The 20616-nt window shown below is 46.0% G+C and carries 19 protein-coding genes; 15 read left to right on the top strand and 4 right to left on the bottom strand.

Annotated features, from left to right (window positions below):
- Window positions 1-53: 53 nt before the first annotated feature.
- The 7 genes from FLM48_RS04655 to FLM48_RS04625 all read left to right on the top strand — a co-directional run bounded on the left by FLM48_RS04655 (window position 54) and on the right by FLM48_RS04625 (window position 9705).
- The gene (locus FLM48_RS04655; protein WP_179023787.1) at window positions 54-956 is read left to right on the top strand and encodes a LysR family transcriptional regulator; all 903 of its coding nucleotides are present in this window, start codon (window positions 54-56) and stop codon (window positions 954-956) included.
- An 86-nt stretch (window positions 957-1042) separates the two neighbouring features.
- A complete protein-coding gene (locus FLM48_RS04650; protein ID WP_028773217.1) occupies window positions 1043-1504 on the top strand; it encodes a DNA polymerase III subunit chi in 462 nt (153 codons plus the stop codon).
- Between the two features lie 37 nt (window positions 1505-1541).
- Window positions 1542-4403 carry a valine--tRNA ligase gene (locus FLM48_RS04645; protein WP_028773216.1) on the top strand — a complete coding sequence of 954 codons (2862 nt, stop codon included), beginning with the start codon at window positions 1542-1544 and terminating at the stop codon, window positions 4401-4403.
- 447 nt (window positions 4404-4850) lie between these two features.
- Complete coding sequence (locus FLM48_RS04640) at window positions 4851-5522, top strand: hypothetical protein (RefSeq protein WP_256871056.1); 672 nt, start codon at window positions 4851-4853, stop codon at window positions 5520-5522.
- A gap of 47 nt (window positions 5523-5569) precedes the next feature.
- The gene (locus FLM48_RS04635) at window positions 5570-7894 is read left to right on the top strand and encodes a GGDEF domain-containing protein (RefSeq protein ID WP_256871055.1); all 2325 of its coding nucleotides are present in this window, start codon (window positions 5570-5572) and stop codon (window positions 7892-7894) included.
- 12 nt (window positions 7895-7906) lie between these two features.
- Window positions 7907-9133, top strand: coding sequence for a hypothetical protein (locus tag FLM48_RS04630; RefSeq protein ID WP_179023783.1), 1227 nt, complete (start codon window positions 7907-7909; stop codon window positions 9131-9133).
- A gap of 164 nt (window positions 9134-9297) precedes the next feature.
- Entirely contained in the window at window positions 9298-9705 is a 408-nt protein-coding gene (locus FLM48_RS04625) for a hypothetical protein (RefSeq protein ID WP_179023781.1), read from the top strand.
- 81 nt (window positions 9706-9786) lie between these two features.
- On the opposite strand, the gene FLM48_RS04620 is transcribed toward FLM48_RS04625, so the two are convergent.
- Entirely contained in the window at window positions 9787-10191 is a 405-nt protein-coding gene (locus tag FLM48_RS04620) for an HMA2 domain-containing protein (protein WP_218645327.1), read from the bottom strand.
- 107 nt (window positions 10192-10298) lie between these two features.
- On the opposite strand from FLM48_RS04620, the gene FLM48_RS04615 reads away from it, so the two are divergent.
- The 6 genes from FLM48_RS04615 (at window position 10299) to FLM48_RS04590 (ending at window position 15843) form a co-directional block, all read left to right on the top strand.
- Window positions 10299-10634, top strand: a complete 336-nt coding sequence (locus FLM48_RS04615) for an HMA2 domain-containing protein (RefSeq protein WP_179023779.1) — start codon at window positions 10299-10301, stop codon at window positions 10632-10634.
- Complete coding sequence (locus FLM48_RS22610) at window positions 10627-11403, top strand: YtxH domain-containing protein (protein WP_218645326.1); 777 nt, start codon at window positions 10627-10629, stop codon at window positions 11401-11403. The genes FLM48_RS04615 and FLM48_RS22610 overlap by 8 nt, the downstream gene beginning before the upstream one ends.
- Entirely contained in the window at window positions 11400-11705 is a 306-nt protein-coding gene (locus tag FLM48_RS04605; RefSeq protein ID WP_179023777.1) for a hypothetical protein, read from the top strand. The genes FLM48_RS22610 and FLM48_RS04605 overlap by 4 nt, the downstream gene beginning before the upstream one ends.
- Complete coding sequence (locus tag FLM48_RS04600; RefSeq protein ID WP_179023775.1) at window positions 11698-12009, top strand: YtxH domain-containing protein; 312 nt, start codon at window positions 11698-11700, stop codon at window positions 12007-12009. Before FLM48_RS04605 ends, FLM48_RS04600 begins: the two co-directional genes overlap by 8 nt.
- Window positions 12009-14069, top strand: coding sequence for a heavy metal translocating P-type ATPase (locus FLM48_RS04595; protein WP_256871053.1), 2061 nt, complete (start codon window positions 12009-12011; stop codon window positions 14067-14069). Before FLM48_RS04600 ends, FLM48_RS04595 begins: the two co-directional genes overlap by 1 nt.
- Window positions 14070-14310: 241 nt before the next feature.
- Complete coding sequence (locus tag FLM48_RS04590; protein ID WP_179023771.1) at window positions 14311-15843, top strand: MFS transporter; 1533 nt, start codon at window positions 14311-14313, stop codon at window positions 15841-15843.
- Between the two features lie 35 nt (window positions 15844-15878).
- Here FLM48_RS04590 and FLM48_RS04585 read toward each other — a convergent pair whose 3' ends face one another.
- The 3 genes from FLM48_RS04585 to FLM48_RS04575 form a co-directional block, all read right to left on the bottom strand.
- Window positions 15879-17918 carry an EAL domain-containing protein gene (locus FLM48_RS04585; RefSeq protein WP_179023769.1) on the bottom strand — a complete coding sequence of 680 codons (2040 nt, stop codon included), beginning with the start codon at window positions 17916-17918 and terminating at the stop codon, window positions 15879-15881.
- Window positions 17919-18057: 139 nt separating this feature from the next.
- A complete protein-coding gene (locus tag FLM48_RS04580; RefSeq protein ID WP_179023767.1) occupies window positions 18058-18762 on the bottom strand; it encodes a pseudouridine synthase in 705 nt (234 codons plus the stop codon).
- Window positions 18763-18765: 3 nt separating this feature from the next.
- Window positions 18766-19392: a metalloregulator ArsR/SmtB family transcription factor gene (locus FLM48_RS04575; RefSeq protein ID WP_028773209.1), complete on the bottom strand. Its 627-nt coding sequence runs from the start codon at window positions 19390-19392 to the stop codon at window positions 18766-18768.
- Window positions 19393-19536: 144 nt separating this feature from the next.
- On the opposite strand from FLM48_RS04575, the gene FLM48_RS04570 reads away from it, so the two are divergent.
- Together FLM48_RS04570 and FLM48_RS04565 are read left to right on the top strand one after the other, a co-directional pair.
- The gene (locus FLM48_RS04570) at window positions 19537-20145 is read left to right on the top strand and encodes an NADPH-dependent FMN reductase (protein ID WP_179023765.1); all 609 of its coding nucleotides are present in this window, start codon (window positions 19537-19539) and stop codon (window positions 20143-20145) included.
- A 24-nt stretch (window positions 20146-20169) separates the two neighbouring features.
- Window positions 20170-20595: a VOC family protein gene (locus tag FLM48_RS04565; protein ID WP_179023763.1), complete on the top strand. Its 426-nt coding sequence runs from the start codon at window positions 20170-20172 to the stop codon at window positions 20593-20595.
- Window positions 20596-20616 lie beyond the last annotated feature (21 nt).

The raw sequence follows: 20616 nt of genomic DNA, 5'->3' as shown, positions 1-20616 counted from the left end.
GTATCTATTCCAAAATAGAATAGATATCAATGTAAGAAAGTGGGTAAATTGTCATGAACAAATTGGATGCTATGGTGGATTTTTCACGAGTAGTCGCCCTTGGTAGCTTTTCAGCTGTGGCGGCTGAGCGCCAAGTATCACAAAGCAGCGTCAGTAAAAAGGTCGCGGCACTTGAGCAGCATCTCGGCGTGCAGCTCCTCAACCGTACTAGTCGCCAATTAAGCCTCACCGCGGCTGGCGAAATGTACCTGAACCAGTGTCAGCAAATACTCACTAAACTGGCTGATATTGAAGCTGAGCTTCAACAAGGCAATGTCACCCCGACGGGGCGGTTAAAGGTATCCATTCCGGTATCACTCGCCGAGTCGCTACTGGTTGAAATGCTCGCTCAGTTCGCCGCTAGCTATCCGGATATTGAATTGGCAATCTCTTTGAGCGACCACTATGTAGATTTGATTGGTGAAGATTTTGATGTGGTTATTCGTGCTGGCGAGCTAGATGATTCAAACCTAAAAGCGCGCAAGCTATTTAACAATCAAGCGGTATACGTTGGCTCAGCAAAGTATTTCGCCCAACATGGTATCCCTAAGCACCCCCAGGAACTATCTAGCCATCGCTGCATTGGCTATTCATTGTCACCTAGGTTAAGTAGCTGGCCCTTCACCCAATCTAATACCACAACTCAGATCAGCATAAGACCAGCAATTAAGTGTGATAACGCCAATATGATCATGCAGTTGGCTATGGCAGGCCAAGGGGTTGCCATGCTGCCCTATTGGATGGTTGAGCACGCGATAGCTCAAGGAGCACTTCAGCAAATTTTTAGCGACTATCAAGGTTTAGCCATGCCGGTACATGCGCTTTATCTACGCAGCAGTCATACACCGTTGCGGATCCGCTGCTTTATCGATGACTTGGTGGCACATTTTAGTCATCACCCACCAAAAAGATGCTGAACTTAGCCCGCGTTTTAGTGTAAAATCCCCTCTTTCGTCAGTGGCAAAATGCCACTTAACCCAACTGATGCGATTGACACTACACTATGCCTAACGCCTTGTTTCATGTACTGCCAGCGCTAGCTCAGAATCCAACTGCCGATTCTTCAGCAGCCAAACAAGCCGTATATCGATTAGCTTGCCAGCTATCGCAACAAGCATATAGTCAGCAACAATGGGTGTATATTCACTGCCAAGATCAACAGCAGGCCTATGATATTGACGAATTATTGTGGCAATTTGAGCCCAGTGCTTTTGTACCACATAACTTAAAGGGCGAAGGCCCTACAGGCGGGGCGCCAGTTGAAATTGGCTTTGACAAGCTAGGCGCCAATAAAAATCGTCATGTTCTGATTAATCTTGCAGACCAAGCACCGCAGTTTGCGGTAAACTTTGCCCAGATTATCGATTTCGTTGCTAGTGATGATGCCCAAAAAGCGATCGCCCGTGATCGTTATCGACAATACCGCGATTTAGGTATTCAGTTGTCGACCGAAAATCATCAGTAGCACAACCATTTAATTAGTTTGAGAAGCACACGCTCCTATGGAAAAGACATACAACCCGCAATCCATTGAACAATCTCTATACCAACAATGGGAAGAGAAAGGTTACTTTAAGCCCCATGGCGATACGTCAAAGGGCAACTATTGCATCATGATTCCGCCACCAAATGTCACTGGTAGCTTGCACATGGGTCATGCTTTCCAAGACACTATCATGGATACGCTCACCCGTTACCAACGCATGAAAGGGAAAAATACCCTTTGGCAAGTGGGTACCGACCATGCGGGTATTGCGACTCAAATGCTAGTTGAGCGCAAAGTGGCGGCGGAAGAAGGGCTTAATCGTCACGATTTAGGTCGCGAAAACTTTATTGAACGCATTTGGGATTGGAAAAACCACTCAGGTGGCACCATCACTAAGCAGCTACGTCGCCTTGGCGCCTCAGTTGATTGGGATCGTGAACGTTTCACCATGGATGAAGGTATGTCTGAAGCCGTACAAGAAGTGTTTGTACGCTTGTATGAAGATGACCTCATTTACCGTGGTAAGCGTCTAGTTAACTGGGATCCTAAGCTACACACCGCGATTTCAGATCTAGAAGTCGAAAACAAAGAAAAGCAAGGCAGCATGTGGCACTTCCGCTACCCGCTAGCCGATGGCGCGTTAACAGCTGATGGTAAAGATTACCTAGAAGTTGCGACCACCCGTCCAGAAACAATGTTAGGTGACAGTGCCGTTGCCGTGCACCCAGACGATGAGCGCTATCAGTCACTTATCGGCAAGTTCATTCTACTGCCGATAGTCAATCGTCGCATTCCGGTTGTCGCTGACGACTATGTTGATATGGAGTTTGGTACAGGCTGCGTGAAAATCACCCCTGCACATGACTTTAACGATTATGAAGTCGGTAAACGCCACGCACTGCCCATGTTCAACATCTTGACCATTGATGCCGCAATTCGTAGTAGCGCTGAAGTAGTTAACACCGATGGCACCGCCAACAATGAGCTGGATAACAGTCTACCTGAGCGTTACGCCGGTTTAGATCGTTTTGAAGCGCGTAAGGCCATTGTTGCTGAGTTTGAAACATTAGGACTACTTGGCAAAATCGATCCCCACGGACTAAAAGTCCCTTACGGCGATCGCAGTGGTGTGGTTATCGAGCCACTACTAACAGACCAATGGTATGTGTCGGTTGCGCCAATGGCTAAAACGGCCATGGAAGCGGTGGATAACGGCGACATTAAGTTTGTACCGCAGCAGTATGAAAACATGTACAACTCTTGGATGCGTGACATTCAAGACTGGTGTATTTCACGTCAGCTTTGGTGGGGTCACAGAATTCCAGCTTGGTATGACGAAGCGGGTAAAGTCTATGTTGGCCGCGATGAAGCTGAAGTACGTGCCAAGCATAACTTAGGCAATGATGTTGTACTGCGCCAAGACGCCGATGTTTTAGATACTTGGTTTAGTTCCGCATTATGGACCTTCTCAACCTTAGGTTGGCCAGAAGACACCGAAGCACTGAAAACCTTCCACCCAACCGACGTGTTGGTTACAGGTTTTGATATTATTTTCTTCTGGGTAGCCCGCATGATCATGATGACCATGCACTTCATCAAAGATGAAAACGGTAAACCTCAGGTGCCTTTTAAAACCGTGTATGTAACAGGTCTCATCCGCGATGAAGCCGGTAACAAGATGTCGAAGTCTAAGGGTAACGTGCTTGATCCTCTCGACATGATTGACGGTATCGACCTTGAAAGCTTGGTTGAGAAGCGTACTGGCAACATGATGCAGCCTAAACTGGCGGCTAAAATTGAGAAAAGTACCCGTAAAGAGTTCAGTGAAGGGATTGAAGCCCACGGTACCGATGCATTGCGCTTTACATTAGCAGCAATGGCGTCGACAGGACGTGACATCAACTGGGACATGAAGCGTCTAGATGGTTACCGCAGCTTCTGTAACAAGATTTGGAACGCCTCACGCTACGTGTTGATGAACACTGAAGAGCAAGATTGTGGTCAAGCAGGCGGCGAGATGCAACTGTCACTGGCGGATCGCTGGATCACCGGTTTGTTTAATCAAACAGTGAAGAGCTTTGATGAACATATGGCCAGCTACCGTTTTGATTTGGCAGCCAATACCCTTTATGAGTTCACTTGGAACCAGTTCTGTGATTGGTACCTAGAGCTGACTAAACCAGTACTGCAAAATGGTACTGAAGCAGAGCAACGTGGTACGCGCCATACATTGGTGACCATCCTAGAAGCTATGCAACGCTTATTGCACCCAATGATGCCCTATATCACCGAGACCATTTGGCAGCGTGTTAAGCCGCTAGCTGGCGTTGAAGGTGATACCCTAATGTTAGCGCAGTTCCCGCAATATCAAGCGGAGCAAGTTAACAGCCAAGATATGGAAGATCTTGAGTGGGTTAAGCAAGTTATTACTGCTGTGCGTAATATTCGCGCCGAGCTTAACATCGCCCCATCTAAGCCGCTTAACGCCCTATTAAAAGGTGTGAGCGCCCAAGATAAAGCACGTGTTGAAGCCAACCAAACCTTCTTTGCAACCTTAGCTAAGCTTGAGTCAATGACCATTCTTGCTGACGGTGAGGAAGCGCCAATGTCGACCACGCAACTGGTGGGAGAGATGGAACTGCTTATCCCTATGGCAGGCTTAATTGATGTGGCCAAAGAGCTGGCACGTATCGATAAGCAGCTTGAGAAAGTGACCGGCGAGTTTAAGCGTATTGAAGGCAAGCTATCTAACCAAGGTTTTGTAGCTAAAGCGCCGGCAGCCGTGATTGAAAAAGAACGCGCTAAGCAAGCCGAATATCAACGAGACATGGATAAGCTCATTGAGCAGAAAGCGGAGCTCGCTAAGCTAGAGAGCTAATTTGCTCACGCTAAATCGCTAAACACTCACTAAAAAAGCAAAACATCAGTTTTGCTTTTTTTATGTCTAGCTTTTAACAAATCCATACCGCCGACATTGCAGCCACATAGACCATCTTAACGCTGACTACTCCACACTAACGACTCAACACTGACTACTCAACACCGGCAGGCTTTATACTGCTGCGTAAACGCGGTCAGCAAGCTGCCATCCAAAGCCACTGTGGGCAGCGGGTAGACTTTGCCACCAAACCAGTCAGCGTTTTGAAGGTAAAAATGCGTAGACCCAGAGGTAGTAACAATTGCTCATATTTTGCTACGCTTATAACAGCTTGAAATAATTATCATGATTCCCCGTTCTATTATCTCAAGCGGTACAGGTGAGTCATATCCAAGCTGGATAACTGACCTGATGAGGATTGGTATAACGGCATAATAAGAGGTTGTTGTGGGCAGCAAAGGTATCAAAAAATTTATCCCCCTCGTTGGCGCGATGATCGCAGCCATAGGGTTACCAGCATCAGCGACTGAAATCGTTGTACATAACGCTGACGGTGAGCCAATGTCAGGCATGGTGGTGTATTTACAAGCTGATGCCACCAACCAGGCGACCAAGGTTGACACAATCCGAGAACCGATTGAGATCCATCAGTACAACAAGCAATTCACCCCTTATATCACCGTGATTCAAAAAGGCTACCAACTGCAATTTATCAATGACGATGATATTACCCACCACATCTATTCCGCATCTGGACCAAAACGTTTTTCATTCAAGTTGAAAAAAGACAATGCCCAAAAACAGATGCTATTTGATGAAACTGGGCATATTTCTATGGGCTGTAATATCCACGATTGGATGAGTGGTCATGTGTTGGTGGTTGATACCCCCCACTTTGGTGTGACAGATGAGCAAGGTACTGTTAACTTAGAACAAGTAGCAGACGGACACTATCAAGTCGTTATTTGGCATCCACAATTACTCAGCCAAGATAACATCGCCACATCTGTTGGCCAGTGGCCATTGACCCAAGCCATGACTATCAGTGTCGCCGCTCCTATGGCAGATATTCCGACCCAACAAAGTTTGGATGATTTTGAATTTTTGGAAGGATATTAACGTTCGATATGTTTAATCGAATTCAGACAAGGATTTTTGCGTTTTTCGTGATCTTATTGATCGCTGTGCAAGCGATCTCGTTTGCTATCACTTTTTACGCCAACAAACGCCTTGAGCAACAGCAACTGGGCAATCAACTGTCTATTGCTGAATTAGTCTTTAAATCTGAATACGACAATCGTAATTACTACCTGTCAGCGTTTGCCGAAACCGCTGCAAAAGACTTCGGTCTTAAGGAAGTCTTTATTGATAACGACCGCCGTAGCTTCTTAGTCGCCCTTAATAACCACCGTAAGCGCATCAATGCCGATCTTGCCATAGCAGTCGATAAACAAGGTAAAGTGATTGGTGAATTGCTGTTAACGCCCGCAGGCGTCGATCAAGGTAAAGTCAAAGTTGGCCCAGAGCAGGGTAACTTGTTTCGTTATCCCTTAGGCTCGGAATTTGACAACAACAGCCCGCTTTATCCCTTAGGCGAACATGTCTATCAGTTAAAGTTCGCCCCCATTACTAGTGGCGCGGCTAATATCATTGGCTGGATCGGCTTTGGCTACATTATTGGAGATGAGCTCACCCACTCGCTATCGCAACAAACCGGCCTCAATACAGGCTTTATGCTAAGTGGCGATAATCAGGCTCAGCAAATCATTAGTTTATCTGCTGGCGAGCTGTCTACAAGCGACAGCCAAGTCCTCAATGACTTTATTCAGCAAGGTGTGCGTAGCGAAGAATATCAGTTATGGCAGGCTTTCTTAGGTGAAATTAAGGGCAGAAAGTTACACGCTTTTATGTACTTAAGCCGCACAGATGCACTTGAATCATCGCAAGCGCAATGGCTGCAGCAACTGATGTTGATTCTGCTGATGTTGCCGTTGTCGTTAATGGTTGCCTACATCATCGCCCGCGGCGTCACTAAACCGATTACCCAATTAATCACCCAAGCCCGATTTATTGCTAAAGGTAATTACCACACTAAAGTAGAGGTGGGTTCTAGCACTGAAATGCAAGCGCTAGCGCAAGAGTTCACCGAGATGCAGCAAGCGATTTTAAGCCGCGAAAACAAGATTGCATTTCAAGCCTTCCACGATCCGCTCACCAATTTAGGCAATAAGAATGAGCTTGCAAGGGTCACCCAAGCTTGGTTTGAGCAAAAAATGCCACTGGCGTTATGTCAGATCAACATTCGCCGCATGACTGAAGTTAACGGCACCTTAGGCCATGAAGTCGGGGATAAAGTCATTGAAGAGGTGAGCCGCCGACTCACTAACTTCAACAATATTGACTTAGTGTGCCGTCTTAACGGCGACGAATTTGTCGTGGCAATCAAGCAAACCGAAGCCAAAGCGATCAGGAGCTTGATAGCGCAAATCCAGCAAGAGATTGAAGCTGAGTACTGCTACCAAGATATCTCTTTGCATTTACAGCTGACTATCGGGGTTAGCTTTGTCCATTACCCAAGTGACTTAGAAACCTTATTGCGCCAAGCCGATACCGCACTGCAGCACGCCAAAAAGCATCGCTTAGATGTACAGATTTACCACCAGCAAATAGATGTAAATAGTGTCGACCGTTTGCAGCTGATCAACGAGCTAAAACCCGCTATAGCCAATGATGAATTAGTGCTTTACTACCAACCTAAGCTGAACCTATCACTGAACAAAGTCACCCATGTCGAGGCCTTAGTGCGCTGGCAACATCCGGATCGTGGCATGATCCCACCGGATACGTTTATCCCGATTGCTGAGCAGATGGGACAAATGAATGCCCTAACCCGCTGGGTCATTAATTCTGCATTAACCCAATACTTAGATTGGCAGGCACAAGGTGTGGACTTAGCAATTGCGGTGAATATCTCTGCAGAGAACCTTAAAGATCCGGATTTCTGTGACTATGTGCTAACAACTATTGCCAACAAAAAGGTGCCCATTGAAGCACTCACCCTTGAGATCACTGAAGATGCTGTGGTTGCCGATCCTGAGAATGCCATTAAGCAATTATCAGTGCTAAAACAGCACGGTTTGAAGCTGTCCATTGATGATTATGGCACCGGCTACTCTTCACTAGCCCAATTAAAACAGTTGCCCGTAGACGAGCTTAAGATTGATAAGTCATTTGTACAAAATCTGATGATCAATAATGATGACCAAATCATCGTCGCCTCCACATTGCAATTGGCCCACAACTTAGGCCTAGGCGTTGTCGCCGAAGGCATTGAAAACCAAGCCACACTCAGTTGGCTAACCGAACGTGGCTGTGAAATGGGCCAAGGGTTTTATCTATCTAAACCCATAGATGCGCAGGCATTGACCCTATGGTTGGCAAAGTCTGGCTATCAGCGTAAACGTCACAACACTGTCGTAGAACTCAATTAACAAGGGGCACGGATGAGATACTGGCTATGGATGCTATGTTTTTTAACTGCAGATATTACAGCTGCAGAACATAAGTTCAGCGGAGTACTCGATGTAAGAGCCAGTTATACCGACGGAATTGATTCCTATGTTGATGGCGGCCTAGGCAAGCTGCGATATGATGATGGTAGCCAATTTTCCATAGCGCAAGCGGGATTGACCTATCAATTGGCCCTAGACAATGGCTTAGCGGCGCACGTGACTGCTAATGGCTATTTAGACGGCGTACGAGATAGTCTAGGGATCACTGAAGCCTTCGTTAAGTATCGTGGTCTACCCTCGCAAAACGGTTTTAGAGTGCAAGCTAAATTAGGGTTAATGTATCCCAGTATTTCACTTGAAAATGTCGCCACCGCTTGGTCTTCCCCCTATACCCTCAGTTATTCAACAATCAATAGTTGGCTTGGAGAAGAATTTCGTCATATCGGTGCTGAAGTCACCCTAGAACATTTAGGGAAGTTCACTAACAGCCAGCATGATTTTGCCCTGTCAGCAGCGACCTTCCAGCACAATGATACCGCTGGGGCGATGTTGGCTTGGCATGGTTGGACAATGAGTTCGAGACAAACCTTGATTCAAGAAACTCTGCCGCTGAGTAATATGCCAAGCTTATCTGGCGGTACACTCAAAGATCAGGCAGCGGGATCAGACCCTTTTTTAGAACTCGATAATCGTTTTGGTTACCACGTGAAAGGCAGCTGGCGCTACAAAGGCAACGGCGAACTGTCTGCCGGCTACTACGACAATAACGCCGATACCTTAGTGTTTGAAAACGGCCAATATGCTTGGCGCACCCGTTTCTTTCATATCGACAATAAATGGCACCTCCCCTATAAAATACTGCTACTTGCTCAATATATGCGGGGCGATACTTTGATGCAGTCTCCCCAAGGCATTGACGTGGTAAACAACCAGTATCAGTCTGCTTACCTACTACTTAGCCGCCGCTGGCAGCAACATAGACTGACCTTGCGTTTCGAGAAGTTCGAGGTAACAGATAACGACCTGACACCCGATGATGACAATAATGAAGACGGTTATGCCATGACGGCATCGTATCAATACCGCCTAAGTAAAGGCTGGTTTCTACAGGCTGAATACAACCGCGTTGACTCCAGTCGCGCCGCTAGAGTCGAACAAGGTTTGCCTTATGACTTGATAGAACAGCAATGGCAGCTAGCAAGTCGCTGGTATTTTTAATCGGCACGGCAATAGCGGCGCTTTACACTACAATTCATCAAGCTCAGTTTCTGCCTGCTCATTATATTAGCGATCACACATTAATGCGATTAATTATCATTTAGCTTTAAAGCCAAGAAAAATATTGTTATATTGCTTACAGAATTTAGAGTCTATGAGGTGAAATGTTGAACGCTAAAAAAGCACTGAAGAAGCTCAAAAAAAGCGCTAAAAAGGCTAATAAGCAATCACTGAAACAACTTAAAGGGTTACACAAGCGTGTCACCGAGTTAGAGAGTGTCAATGATGAACTTCGGGTTGAATTAAGCCAGCTCTCTCAGCAAGCACTTAAGTCTGCGGTGAATGAACTAAAAACGCCTTTTAGTCCTGTTCTGTCCTGGTTTGATGATGGTGAAGTGGTGGCGAAAGAAACCACCAAGACCAAGCAGAAACTGGCACCGGTTACTCGCCTAAAACCCGCAGTGGCCAACAAAGATATCACCCATTTCCCATTCAAGTCACCGCCATGTAAAAAGTGCCCAGCACGTCAGGGTGGTCAATGTAAATGCGCATTAAAAAAGCTGGCTATGTAGCCAGCTTTTTTATCGAAAACTCATCTTAAAATAACGATTCTATTGGGCATTAATACCTATAAACGGTTTGCCACACCTAGTTTAAATACTCAGGATTGCTCGGCTAAATGTCGGGCCAACTAACTGCTTCAGTGCCATCACTGTCACGCCCTTGGCTAAAGTTTTAGTGCCTTTTACCACCGCAGTTTCAATATAAGAAGGCTTAGCGGTTTCTTGCATCCAACTATGGCTTTCTAGCAACTCTTGTAAATCATCAGCACTCATCTGCTGTGCATCAAAACAAACTGCAACCGAACCCGCATGTTTTTTATGCTTAATCTCAGTAACGGCATCAATTTGCTGCAACTGTGACAGTAACTGCGTTACCTCAACAGGGTGATTACGAATATAGTCAGAACGAACCCGTAAACGCTGTGCAGTTTTATGAATATAGGTTTGCATAATTTTACCAACCATTCTCAATAGTGTGATGATAATCATTTTCATTCGCAATCATATCATTTAAGTTTGATTTAGCACAAACAAAAGTCGATTAATCTTAAAATTTACCTATCTATCAATGGATAAAGCCTAATTGTGGATATAATCTAAACATGAACAAACATATAGAGTCGGCGCTAAAGCTAAGGCGCTGGGTGACAATTGGTCACCATATACCAGGTCGTATTAGGCTGAAATATAAACTGGGCATTTTGGCCCAGTTTGCTTCATTTAATACCGGCGATATTGAACAAGCGGTACAAAAGGTGCCCGCTTTGAAGCAATACAAGATTAATCACTCGACCGGCAGTGTGGTTATCGAATACGACCCTCAACAAATCACACCAGCACTAATTGACGCCTTATTTGCTGAATCAGAGCAAGCAGCCCGCGAGGCCTGCCATCAAATTAGTGACCGTTTAACGCTAAATGGAGCAGATAATGAGTGATGACAAGGAACAGGCATATAATCAGCCTCCAAACGGCACTGAGCCAGCTAACCCTTGGGGCCAACCTACTCCGCCACCGGGATACTATGCTCCGCCACCTCATATGATGCACCCCTATTATTATCCACCTGTGCACCACTATGGTTATCCGCATGGCGGCTACCCTCACGGTAGCCACCCACAACCACAACACCCAGGGCAGCCCTATGGACATCCGTATGCGCACCCAGCAGAGCATGCTTCTCCCTATGGGCCGTCGCATATGCCACCTGCTGGAATGCCCCCAAATATGACGCCATCAGATCCACAACAGGGTGACGTCAGCGACCCTTTCTTCGAACAAGCACAAGCCATGTTAGAAGGTGCTTTGGGAGAGGAAGCTGGAATTTTTAAAGAACTACTAGGAAATATGGGTATGAATGATAAAGAATTTTGGAAAGGCGCAATGGTCGGTGCCGCAGCGGCATTACTACTAAGCAATGAAAACGTCAGAAAAGGCCTGATGAATGCCGTATCTGGTGCGGGCAATATGCTAAAGACTGGCGGTGAAGGTGTTAAAGACGCTGCGGTAAAAACCGCATCGAATGTGCAGCAAAATGTGAATACTGGCGGAGAAATATTCCGCGATACCTACTCTGCCGGCAAAGAAGGTTTCAAAGAGTCTGTTGACCGCCACAAGCAAGCAGAGCCACAACAACTAGGTAATGAAGAGGCTGAAACTACGGCTGCTGAGCCTGAACTTACCACCGCACCAGAAGCCAAGTCATGAGCAACAGCCAAGACACGCTAAGCCCTGCCAGCAGGGCCATGCTGGTTGGCGCACTCGTCGGTGGGGCAGCGTCAGCGGCCAGCCAATGGCAACGCCGTCAAAGTGGCGAGATAGACACCGACCATATGGTCAAGCAGGCAACACAAGATGCCCTAAAAACGGGCATTGCCAGTGGCGGTGCCACTTATCTTGCGCAACAAATGGCGGGCCGTCCAGCATTGTCGATGCTCACAATACTGAGCGTCGGTGCTGCGGGACTCTATATGCTGCAACAACATAAAGATGGTCAACACAATGAATAATCATAAACCTTATTACCCCTACCCTTATTATGGCGCGCCTACGCAGCCAACCTCGACGCCTCCAGCACCGGAGCAGCCGAATTATAAGAGTAGTAATAGCAAAACCCACTTTGTCATGGGAATTGCTGCTGGTGCAGCCGTTGCCTACCTACTGAGTAACAAGAAAGTTCAGCAAGGTGTTACCGCAACCGGAGAAAAAGCTTGGTCGGCAGTCCGTGGTGAAGTAGAAGAGTTAAAAGAGCGTCTTGAAGATACCCAAGCAGAGCTAGAGTATTACCGCAACTTGCATAAAGGTGAGGAGTGATGGCCATTACCATCAAGCACCACATTCCGGGGCGGGTTCGCTTCAGTTTGGCAGTGCTTAAGCAATATCGCGATCTGGAAGATTGGATAAAGCAAAGCTTAATCGCTATACAAGGTATCAAGCAGGTCAGAGTCAACAGTCATGCAGGTTCAATTGCGATTGAATACGATGCACAGATACTGACCGAAGAGACAATCAAGCAACGGGTCGCGGCGCTAGACTTTGAACAAGGCGAAGCGAAAGAGACTGAGCATCAATATACGCGCGGTGATGTTGCCATGAATGCGATTGGCACATTAGCTGCAGTATTATTGCCTTCTCGATGGGGTGCGATGACAACCGCAACCTTAATTGCTCCAACCTTGATTGAAGGCGTGAATGAGCTCAAAGATAAGCGTTTATCTGTTGAGGTACTCGACGCTATTGCCGTAGGTCTGTCTGCTTGGCGTGGCGACTACAGCACCGCCATGATGACCCAAAGCCTGATTAGTTTTGGTGAATACATGGAACAACGCACCAGCCGCAATAGCGACCAGTTGTTAGCAGAGCTTATGCAACCTGCTGAAACTATGGTGTGGAAGCTCAATGATAACCAGTCTGTTCAGGTGCACTCTTCTTCATTAATCGAAGGTGATCTCATCGAGCTCAAACCCGGCGATGCGATTCCCATAGACGGTACCATTATCAAAGGCGCAGCGCTGATTAATCAATCGGCACTCACCGGAGAAAATGTGCCAGTACGCAGAGAAGAAGATGCCGTCATCTATTCTGGCACCAGTGTCCATGAGGGCAATATTTTGGTGCGTGTCGATAAAGTCGGCAGCGAAGCCACTACGGCAAAAATCGCCCAGTTAATTTATGACTCTTTAAGCAGTAAAAGTGAGATTCAGCAAGTCACTCAAGATATGGCTAACCGCCGAGTGAAAATCACCTTAGGAATTGGAGCTGCGGTGTTTGCGCTGACCCAAGATGTTAATCGACTCGCTTCGGTGTTCCTAGTTGACTACTCCTGTGCTCTCAAACTGAGTACACCGGTGACTTTCAAATCCATTATGTACCGCGCCGCTCAAAATGGCATATTGCTCAAAGGTGGCAGCGCCATTGAAAAGCTAGGTCAGATTGATACCTGTGTTTTTGATAAAACCGGTACCTTGACCTACGGTGACATGCAAGTTACTGATGTTGTGCCGCTCGATGGTACTAATGATGCGCGTGGTCTGCTCGCGATAGCGGCTTCTGTTGAAGAGCATAGCAACCACCCTTTGTCTCAAGCGATAGTCAATGCCGCTCAAGATAACCAGCTGCCGCATATCGCCCATGGTGAAGTGGAATACATTATTGCCCATGGCTTGAAAAGCACACTAAACCAGCACTGTCTCAATATGGGCAGTCGCCACTTCCTTGAAGAACATGAAAATGTCGATTTCAGTCCTTTTGAAGCTGAGATCAAAGCCCTAGAACAACAAGGGCGACACTTGATTTTTATTGCCCATCAAAAACGTCTAATTGGCATGATTGGCCTGCGTGATCAGTTGCGCGAAGATGTAGTAGATACCTTGTCGCAGTTACGCGCCAGCGGTATCAAGCAATTGATCATGATCTCTGGCGATAGTCAGTATAAAGCGCAAATGCTGGGTGATGAGTTGGCTTTAGATAAAGTGTACGCACAAGCAACACCAGAGAGTAAGTCCCGCATCATCGAACAGCTCAAACAAGCTGGTCATAAAGTCATGTTTGTTGGGGATGGCGTTAATGATGCACCAGCGCTCACCCAAGCCGATGTCGGTATCGCAATGCAAAACGGTACTGAGTTGGCACGCCAAGCGGCGGATGTCGTATTGCTAAAAGATCAACTCTACGCCGTTGCAGAAGCGAGAACTCTCGCCAATATCGCGATGAAGTTAATCAACAGCAACATTAAACTCACTGAGTATATCAATAGTGGCATTATGTTAGCTGCGGCCTTAGGCTGGCTAACCCCTGCCACCAGTGCGTTGCTCCATAACGGCACAACCATTGGTATTCTTGCTCGCTCCTTAGCTGCTAAACATGCCAAATAACCATCTCGACCAATTAAAAAGCTGCCTAATGGCAGCTTTTTTTATCGCCATAGTTTTGATTGCAACGATTAACATGAGATTTGCTCATTAAGTATCACAACAAGCGTACAAGTATGGATTTGGCGCTGTTCTTTTGCGGCAAATTAGGTAAAGTGTGGCAAGCACTCACAAGCGCTTAGCGTTCTGGCAAACTTGCTAGTCGCAAATAACAACAATAAACAACAAATTGTAAAGGATAACTATGAGCGACCCTAAGAACCCTTATGCGGATAATGATCTGCGTGAGGTAAAACAGCTCGGTATGTGGGCCTCCATTGCCAGTTTGAGCTATGTATTTTGGATTGTTGGCGGTATGGAGCTGGTCGAACGTATCGCATACTACGGCGTTAAAGCCAGTGCCGGCCTCTATGCTAAAGCCCCTGTATCGGAAGGTGGCTTGGGTATCAGCCTAAATGATTACGGTGTCATCATCGCAATTTGGGCATTTATGCAGACCTTTATTCCAGTTTTTACCGGCGGCATTTCTGACCGTGTAGGTTATAAAGAAACAATTTTCGCCTCAACAATCATTAAGATTGCAGGCTATTTAGTCATGGCATTTTTCCCAAGCTTTTGGGGATTCTTATTTGGGGCGATTTTGCTCGCGGGTGGTACCGGCATATTCAAACCCGGGATTCAAGGCACCTTAGTATTATCAACAGGAAGGCAAAACACCTCGATGGCTTGGGGTATCTTCTACCAAGTCGTTAATATTGGTGGTTTCCTTGGCCCGCTAGTTGCGGTACATATGCGCCAGCTATCTTGGGACAATGTGTTCTACGCCTGCGCAGCGATAATCTCTCTTAACTTCCTATTTTTGCTCGCATATAAAGAGCCGGGTAAAGAGGAGCGCTTAGAGCGTAAGCGTAAGATTCAAGCGGGTGAGATACAGCAACAAGCGCTTTGGAAAGATGCGTGGCATGAGTTGAAAAAACCTGTCGTTATCTACTATATGTTGGTGTTTTCTGGCTTCTGGTTCCTATTTAACTCACTGTTTGATGTGTTACCTATTCATATTGCTGAGTGGGTAGATACCAGTATCATTGTGACCTCATTATTTGGTCCAGAAGGCACCTCAAACGGGGTGATCCAATTCTGGCTAGGTTTGGATAACACCGGTACCAAGGTTATGCCTGAAGGTATGCTCAACCTCAATGCAGGTATGATCATGACCTCCTGCTTCTTGGTTGCAGCACTAACCGCCAAGTATCGTATCACCACGGCTATGCTCGGTGGCTGTTTAATGAGCATCATCGCATTTTTCCTGATTGGCGCAACCAACGCGGCTTGGATGATGGTATTGGCCATCGCGATGTTCTCATTTGGTGAAATGATGATCAGCCCTAAAAAGAATGAATTTATGGGTAACATTGCCCCTGAAGGCAAAAAAGCCATGTACTTAGGCTTTGTAATGCTACCTCAGGGTATCGGCTGGACCTTAGAAGGCTACTTTGGCCCTAAGCTATACGAGATGTACGCGTCTAAAGAGATCTTCTCGCTGCAGTTACTGGCAGAGCGAGGCATGAGTGCCCAAGAGATCGAGGTGATTCCTCAAGGTGAGGCGTTTACTACGTTGGTGAGTTATACCGGCGAATCTGCACAAGCACTGACAACCTTGCTATACAACACCCATGACATTGGCATGGCTTGGTATATCATTGGCGCCATTGGCACTATCTCCGCCGTTGGTATCTACCTCTACGGCAAGTGGTTACTCAAACTGCAACGAGCTTAACCACCGCATTAAAAAAGCAGCCAATGGCTGCTTTTTTATTGCTTAACCACCGCAGACGAAGTACCAAGTTGCTGCGATAAAATCATGTAGCGCTTGGCCTCTTCTCGCGGCAACGCTTTGGCATAAAGCCATCCTTGTACATAATCGACACCCGCAAGCTTAACAAATTTGGCTTCCTCGGTCGTTTCCACACCTTCAGCAATCAGGCTAAAACCAAGGCTTTGGCACAACATACAAGTGTGCGAATAAAGCGTTCGCCCTTTGGGGTTAACAATATTTTCTAACAGGGTTCTATCTAGCTTAATGCCATCAATTTTAACCTTGCTAAGTAAGCTAATACTTGAAAAACCGGTGCCGAAATCATCGAGCAAAATAACAAAGCCAGCGTCTCTTAGGCGTTTGATGCAGCTTTCAATACGTTCAAAATCAATCATGAATGCCGACTCAAGCAGCTCTATCTCTATCGACTCGGCATATTGACCGAGCTTTTCAAACAGCAAGGTTTGAATGGCTTCATCAATAATATTATTGGGATTAAGGTTAAGGCTAACCTTGGGGAAGAAGTTACTGTTGTGCCATTTGAGCATATCTTCAGCCAAGCGGTTTATCACAAAGGTATCAATCAAATTGGAATACCCTGCTTGGTCAAACTCCTCAATGAAATAGGGACCGACCACATTGCCTTCGCTATTTTTTAGCCGTAATAATGCTTCGAAGCCCACGGCAACGTTATGCTCAACATCAACCTTAGGCTGATAATAGAGTAGCAACTCACCATTCAACACCTCTTTCATTGTCTTCTCTAAATTGCGATTGTGCTCAATGGATTGCTGCTGTTTTTGTGAGTAATTTTGCTCGGCAATTTTGTCGATATCGTGTTGAAGTTGTACCCGTTTAATCATGGTTGCATCGATGCTATTGACGCTTGAAATCAGATTAGAACGCTTTACAAAAGGCAGGTATATCACCACACCTAAGGCGATTAATATCAGCTGCAGGATCACCACGCTTAAGCCTTGGCCCGCAATAAGACCATTAAGAATAGTCGGGGTTACCCAGGGAAACCCTTGGCCGGTAAAGGCGATAAAGCCATGTTCTACAGCAAAATAGCCGATCAACATATTCAAACAAGGCACCAGCACAAAAGGCAGCACTAGCCTAGGGTTAAAGATGATCGGCAGACCATAGATCAGTATTTCGTTAATATTGAACAACGAAAACGGTAATGAAATGCGAGCAACGTTAATCGCATTACGATCTTCCGCTGCAATAAAAATAGCAATAAGCAAAGACAGGGTTGCCCCACTACCGCCAAAGAGTACAAACAGATCCATAAACTGCGCGATAGTGAGTGCCGGAAACACCTGCTGCAATCCATTGTCGACGCCAACAACCAGCAGGTAAGCATTATCACCATGTACCCCAAAACACCAAAGGATATGGGTGACGAGCACTCTGAAAAATACTTGGCTAAATAGACCTGCCCCCGCCAACTGTTGTACAAACGGCTCAAGTATATTTTGCGCTAGCTCACTCACCATCCACACACTGCTGGTCACCACAATAAAACAGATTATCAACGGCAGCAGCATATTCAAATGCTGTTTAAGGTAACCACTTAACGAGGTACTGGTCAGTATCTGTAGGCGCTCAATCGACATCACAAATTGCAGGCTATAGGCCATAACAATGGGAATGATCACGGCTCTGGGATCACCGAAAAACTGGCTAAAGCTCTCGCTGTCGATAGACACACCGTGAACATGAATATGTAAGGCAATTAATGCGCTAATGGATAACGATGCCACGACGACGGCAGAAATATTGAGATATTTGGCAAAATGAAATGACAATGACAACATCGCCATTAACGGAAAAAATGAGAACAACACAATGCCGAACTCTCGCAGCCACGTATAAAAGGCATACTGCTGCCATTGCGGCTGCCACACATCGACTAACGCAAGAATTAACGCCATTAGCGAGTTTACAAAAAGAAATGGCAACAGAGCGATAAAGGATTCGCGAATCGCTATTAAGAATCGACGTTCTGCAACCTTTTGTGTGCCCGGCATGCTGTCCTAAAGTGTTTGTGGCTAACACTTTAAGTTAGTCTAAAAACAGCAAAATAGACAAATAAATCAATATAAACAGTGCAGAATATTGGTCGGCCTAAAAATCAGTAATATTGACCTCGATGGCACAACAACTACGCTAAATTTGGCTGACCTCATCGGCGCTCAACATTCTGCTTTGGCCAACCTGCAAGCTGTCATCGAGAACAAGGTTGCCCACTGCAAACCGATGTAAACCAATGACTGGGTTTCTAAATCGGCCAAACATGCGCTTGATCTGATGATAACGCCCTTCGGTCAAGGTCACTATCGCGCTTGTCGTATCAATGATTTCCAATTGCGCAGGTTGAGTAACAATGTCTTCATACTCAAAATACATCCCCTGTGCAAAAGCCTCTACATAATCATTATTTAGTGGATTTTGTAGTGTCACTCGATATCGTTTAGCCACCTTGTGCTCGGGCGACATTAAACGTTTTGACCATTGTCCATCATTGGTCAATAACATTAATCCTGAGGTATTGAGATCTAATCGGCCTACGATATGCAGTTGCTGCTTATCTTGATGGTCAATAAGGTCTAAAACGGTTTGGTGTTTATCATCAACCGTAGCGCTCACCACCCCCACCGGCTTATGCTGCATTAGGTAAACGGGCTGTTGCGCTTGCAGCACCTCACCGTGCAGACAGATATAACTAAACTGATTGATTTGCATGGCGACATCGCGAGCTACAACCCCATCGACGGTCACAGCACCTTGCGCCACAAGCAGGCGTATCTGTTTGCGCGGCAACTGTTGGTGTTGGCTAATGAATCGATCCAAGCGACTTCTATTTGATCTCATGGTTTAAGCAGTCAAGGGGGTTAATTTGTAGGCACATCGTCTAGCACCTTCGATGATATGCTCTTCACGGCTAACACTCGCTAAGTCACCCAGTAAGCTCTGAAATAGTGCTAATTCGGAACGACAGAAATTTAGACAACCACTGGCCGCAGCACAAATAGGGCAATGATTTTCCAATAGCCAGTAGCACTGGCCATCAAACTCAACATTGGCCACATAGCCCTCTTCAGTACGAATTTGTGCTAACTCATTAAGTTTTCCTGCCAAGTCAGGGTGCGATTGCAGGCGTTGTGAATACTGCTTATAGCTTTGCTGCTCGCGGTGAGCAATAAGCTGCTCTAAGCCACCGTCGCCAAAAACAGTGACCACAGACTCAATCAATTGACTGGTAAGATCATCATGTCGATCGGGAAAGAACTTATTGGTACTTGCTGTTAAAGCCCAATAACGTGTCGGTCGACCACGGGCGGCTTTTTTATCTTCAAAAACCAACATGCCGTCATCTTCCAATGACTGCAGGTGCTGACGCACTCCCATCGTCGTCAAAGCAAACTCGCTCGCGAGCACTTTAGCCGTTGTTGGTCCATGCTGCTTAATATACTCAATAATACGTTCACTGGTTTTCTTCACATGCGTACCTGTTTCAGCCTATCGCTATAGGTCTATTATTACCTATTCACCACTTAAGTAAACTTTTTTATTTACTTTATACTTTACTTTATTAAGTAAAGCATTTACCTTACATAATATTAAGTAAACAAAAAGGATTACATAATGAACTTACTCATCATCAGTAGCAGCCAAAGAGCAGCCTCACAAAGCGACAAGGTAGGTCGATACTTAAGCGAGTCAGAGACGCAATTTGAACAAATTAACTATGTGGAACTATGTCGCTACCAAATTCCATTCTGGGATGGCAGTCAAGAAAGTAAAGCGGCGTTAGGTAGTGATTGGAGTGCGCTAAATGATCTCGTTGCAACCGCTGATGCCATGATACTCATAACTCCTGAGTGGGGAGGAATGGCATCCCCCATTTTGAAGAATTTTTTATTGATGTGTGACAACCAAACCACCGCCCATAAACCGGCGTTGTTAGTGTCAGTATCTAGTGGCATAAGCGGCGCCTACCCAATTGCAGAGCTGCGAATGAACGCACTTAAAAATAATAAGATGATTGCCTTACCCGATCACCTGATCATTCGCGATGTCACCCAAATGTTAGAAGCTGATAGCAAGGATAATAGCCGCGATCAGCAACTTAGGCAGCGTATTAGCTACAGTCAGCATATGCTTTATCAGTACGCCCAAGCGTTAGCGGTTATTCGTCACAACCATCAGCACAAGCCCTACCCGAAACAACAAGAATACATTTACGGCATGTAATACCAATCAAACAAGGATAAAATTATGATTCATTTAGAGCACATTAATTTAGTAGTAAGAGACATACCAACAGCACTGAAGTTTTACCAAGCCGCCTTCCCACATTGGTCTGTGCGCGGTGGGGGAACGGGTAGCTGGTATGGGGTGGCACGTCAATGGGTACATTTTGGCGATGATTATCAGTACATTGCGTTTAATGACGATGGCGACAGTGATAACCGCGATTTAAGTGGCCATCAAGTCGGGTTAGCCCACTTTGCTTTTGTTACCGATAACTTAGATGCCATCATCGAAAGACTTGCTGCTGCCGGTTTTAACATCGACAAAGACGGTGCCGAAGATCCCTATCGCCGCAATGTCTACTTTATTGACTCAGATGGCTATGAGATTGAGTTTGTACAGTACCTCAGCGATGTTCCTGCGCTGCGTAACCGCTACGATGAGTGCTAATTTAACTCACCCTAAAAGCCA

The organism is Shewanella sp. Scap07 (assembly GCF_013394145.1).
Lineage (GTDB): Bacteria > Pseudomonadota > Gammaproteobacteria > Enterobacterales > Shewanellaceae > Shewanella > Shewanella waksmanii.
This window is presented reverse-complemented; position numbering and strand designations above follow the sequence as displayed.

What these genes read in the sequence shown, in the direction of transcription:
- FLM48_RS04655 (WP_179023787.1), top strand. Translation starts at nt 54, where the DNA reads ATGAACAAATTGGATGCTATGGTGGATTTTTCACGAGTAGTCGCCCTT.
- FLM48_RS04650 (WP_028773217.1), top strand. Translation starts at nt 1,043, where the DNA reads ATGCCTAACGCCTTGTTTCATGTACTGCCAGCGCTAGCTCAGAATCCA.
- FLM48_RS04645 (WP_028773216.1), top strand. Translation starts at nt 1,542, where the DNA reads ATGGAAAAGACATACAACCCGCAATCCATTGAACAATCTCTATACCAA.
- FLM48_RS04630 (WP_179023783.1), top strand. Translation starts at nt 7,907, where the DNA reads ATGAGATACTGGCTATGGATGCTATGTTTTTTAACTGCAGATATTACA.
- FLM48_RS04625 (WP_179023781.1), top strand. Translation starts at nt 9,298, where the DNA reads ATGTTGAACGCTAAAAAAGCACTGAAGAAGCTCAAAAAAAGCGCTAAA.
- FLM48_RS04620 (WP_218645327.1), bottom strand. Translation starts at nt 10,191, where the DNA reads ATGAAAATGATTATCATCACACTATTGAGAATGGTTGGTAAAATTATG.
- FLM48_RS04615 (WP_179023779.1), top strand. Translation starts at nt 10,299, where the DNA reads ATGAACAAACATATAGAGTCGGCGCTAAAGCTAAGGCGCTGGGTGACA.
- FLM48_RS22610 (WP_218645326.1), top strand. Translation starts at nt 10,627, where the DNA reads ATGAGTGATGACAAGGAACAGGCATATAATCAGCCTCCAAACGGCACT.
- FLM48_RS04605 (WP_179023777.1), top strand. Translation starts at nt 11,400, where the DNA reads ATGAGCAACAGCCAAGACACGCTAAGCCCTGCCAGCAGGGCCATGCTG.
- FLM48_RS04600 (WP_179023775.1), top strand. Translation starts at nt 11,698, where the DNA reads ATGAATAATCATAAACCTTATTACCCCTACCCTTATTATGGCGCGCCT.
- FLM48_RS04595 (WP_256871053.1), top strand. Translation starts at nt 12,009, where the DNA reads ATGGCCATTACCATCAAGCACCACATTCCGGGGCGGGTTCGCTTCAGT.
- FLM48_RS04590 (WP_179023771.1), top strand. Translation starts at nt 14,311, where the DNA reads ATGAGCGACCCTAAGAACCCTTATGCGGATAATGATCTGCGTGAGGTA.
- FLM48_RS04585 (WP_179023769.1), bottom strand. Translation starts at nt 17,918, where the DNA reads ATGCCGGGCACACAAAAGGTTGCAGAACGTCGATTCTTAATAGCGATT.
- FLM48_RS04580 (WP_179023767.1), bottom strand. Translation starts at nt 18,762, where the DNA reads ATGAGATCAAATAGAAGTCGCTTGGATCGATTCATTAGCCAACACCAA.
- FLM48_RS04570 (WP_179023765.1), top strand. Translation starts at nt 19,537, where the DNA reads ATGAACTTACTCATCATCAGTAGCAGCCAAAGAGCAGCCTCACAAAGC.
- FLM48_RS04565 (WP_179023763.1), top strand. Translation starts at nt 20,170, where the DNA reads ATGATTCATTTAGAGCACATTAATTTAGTAGTAAGAGACATACCAACA.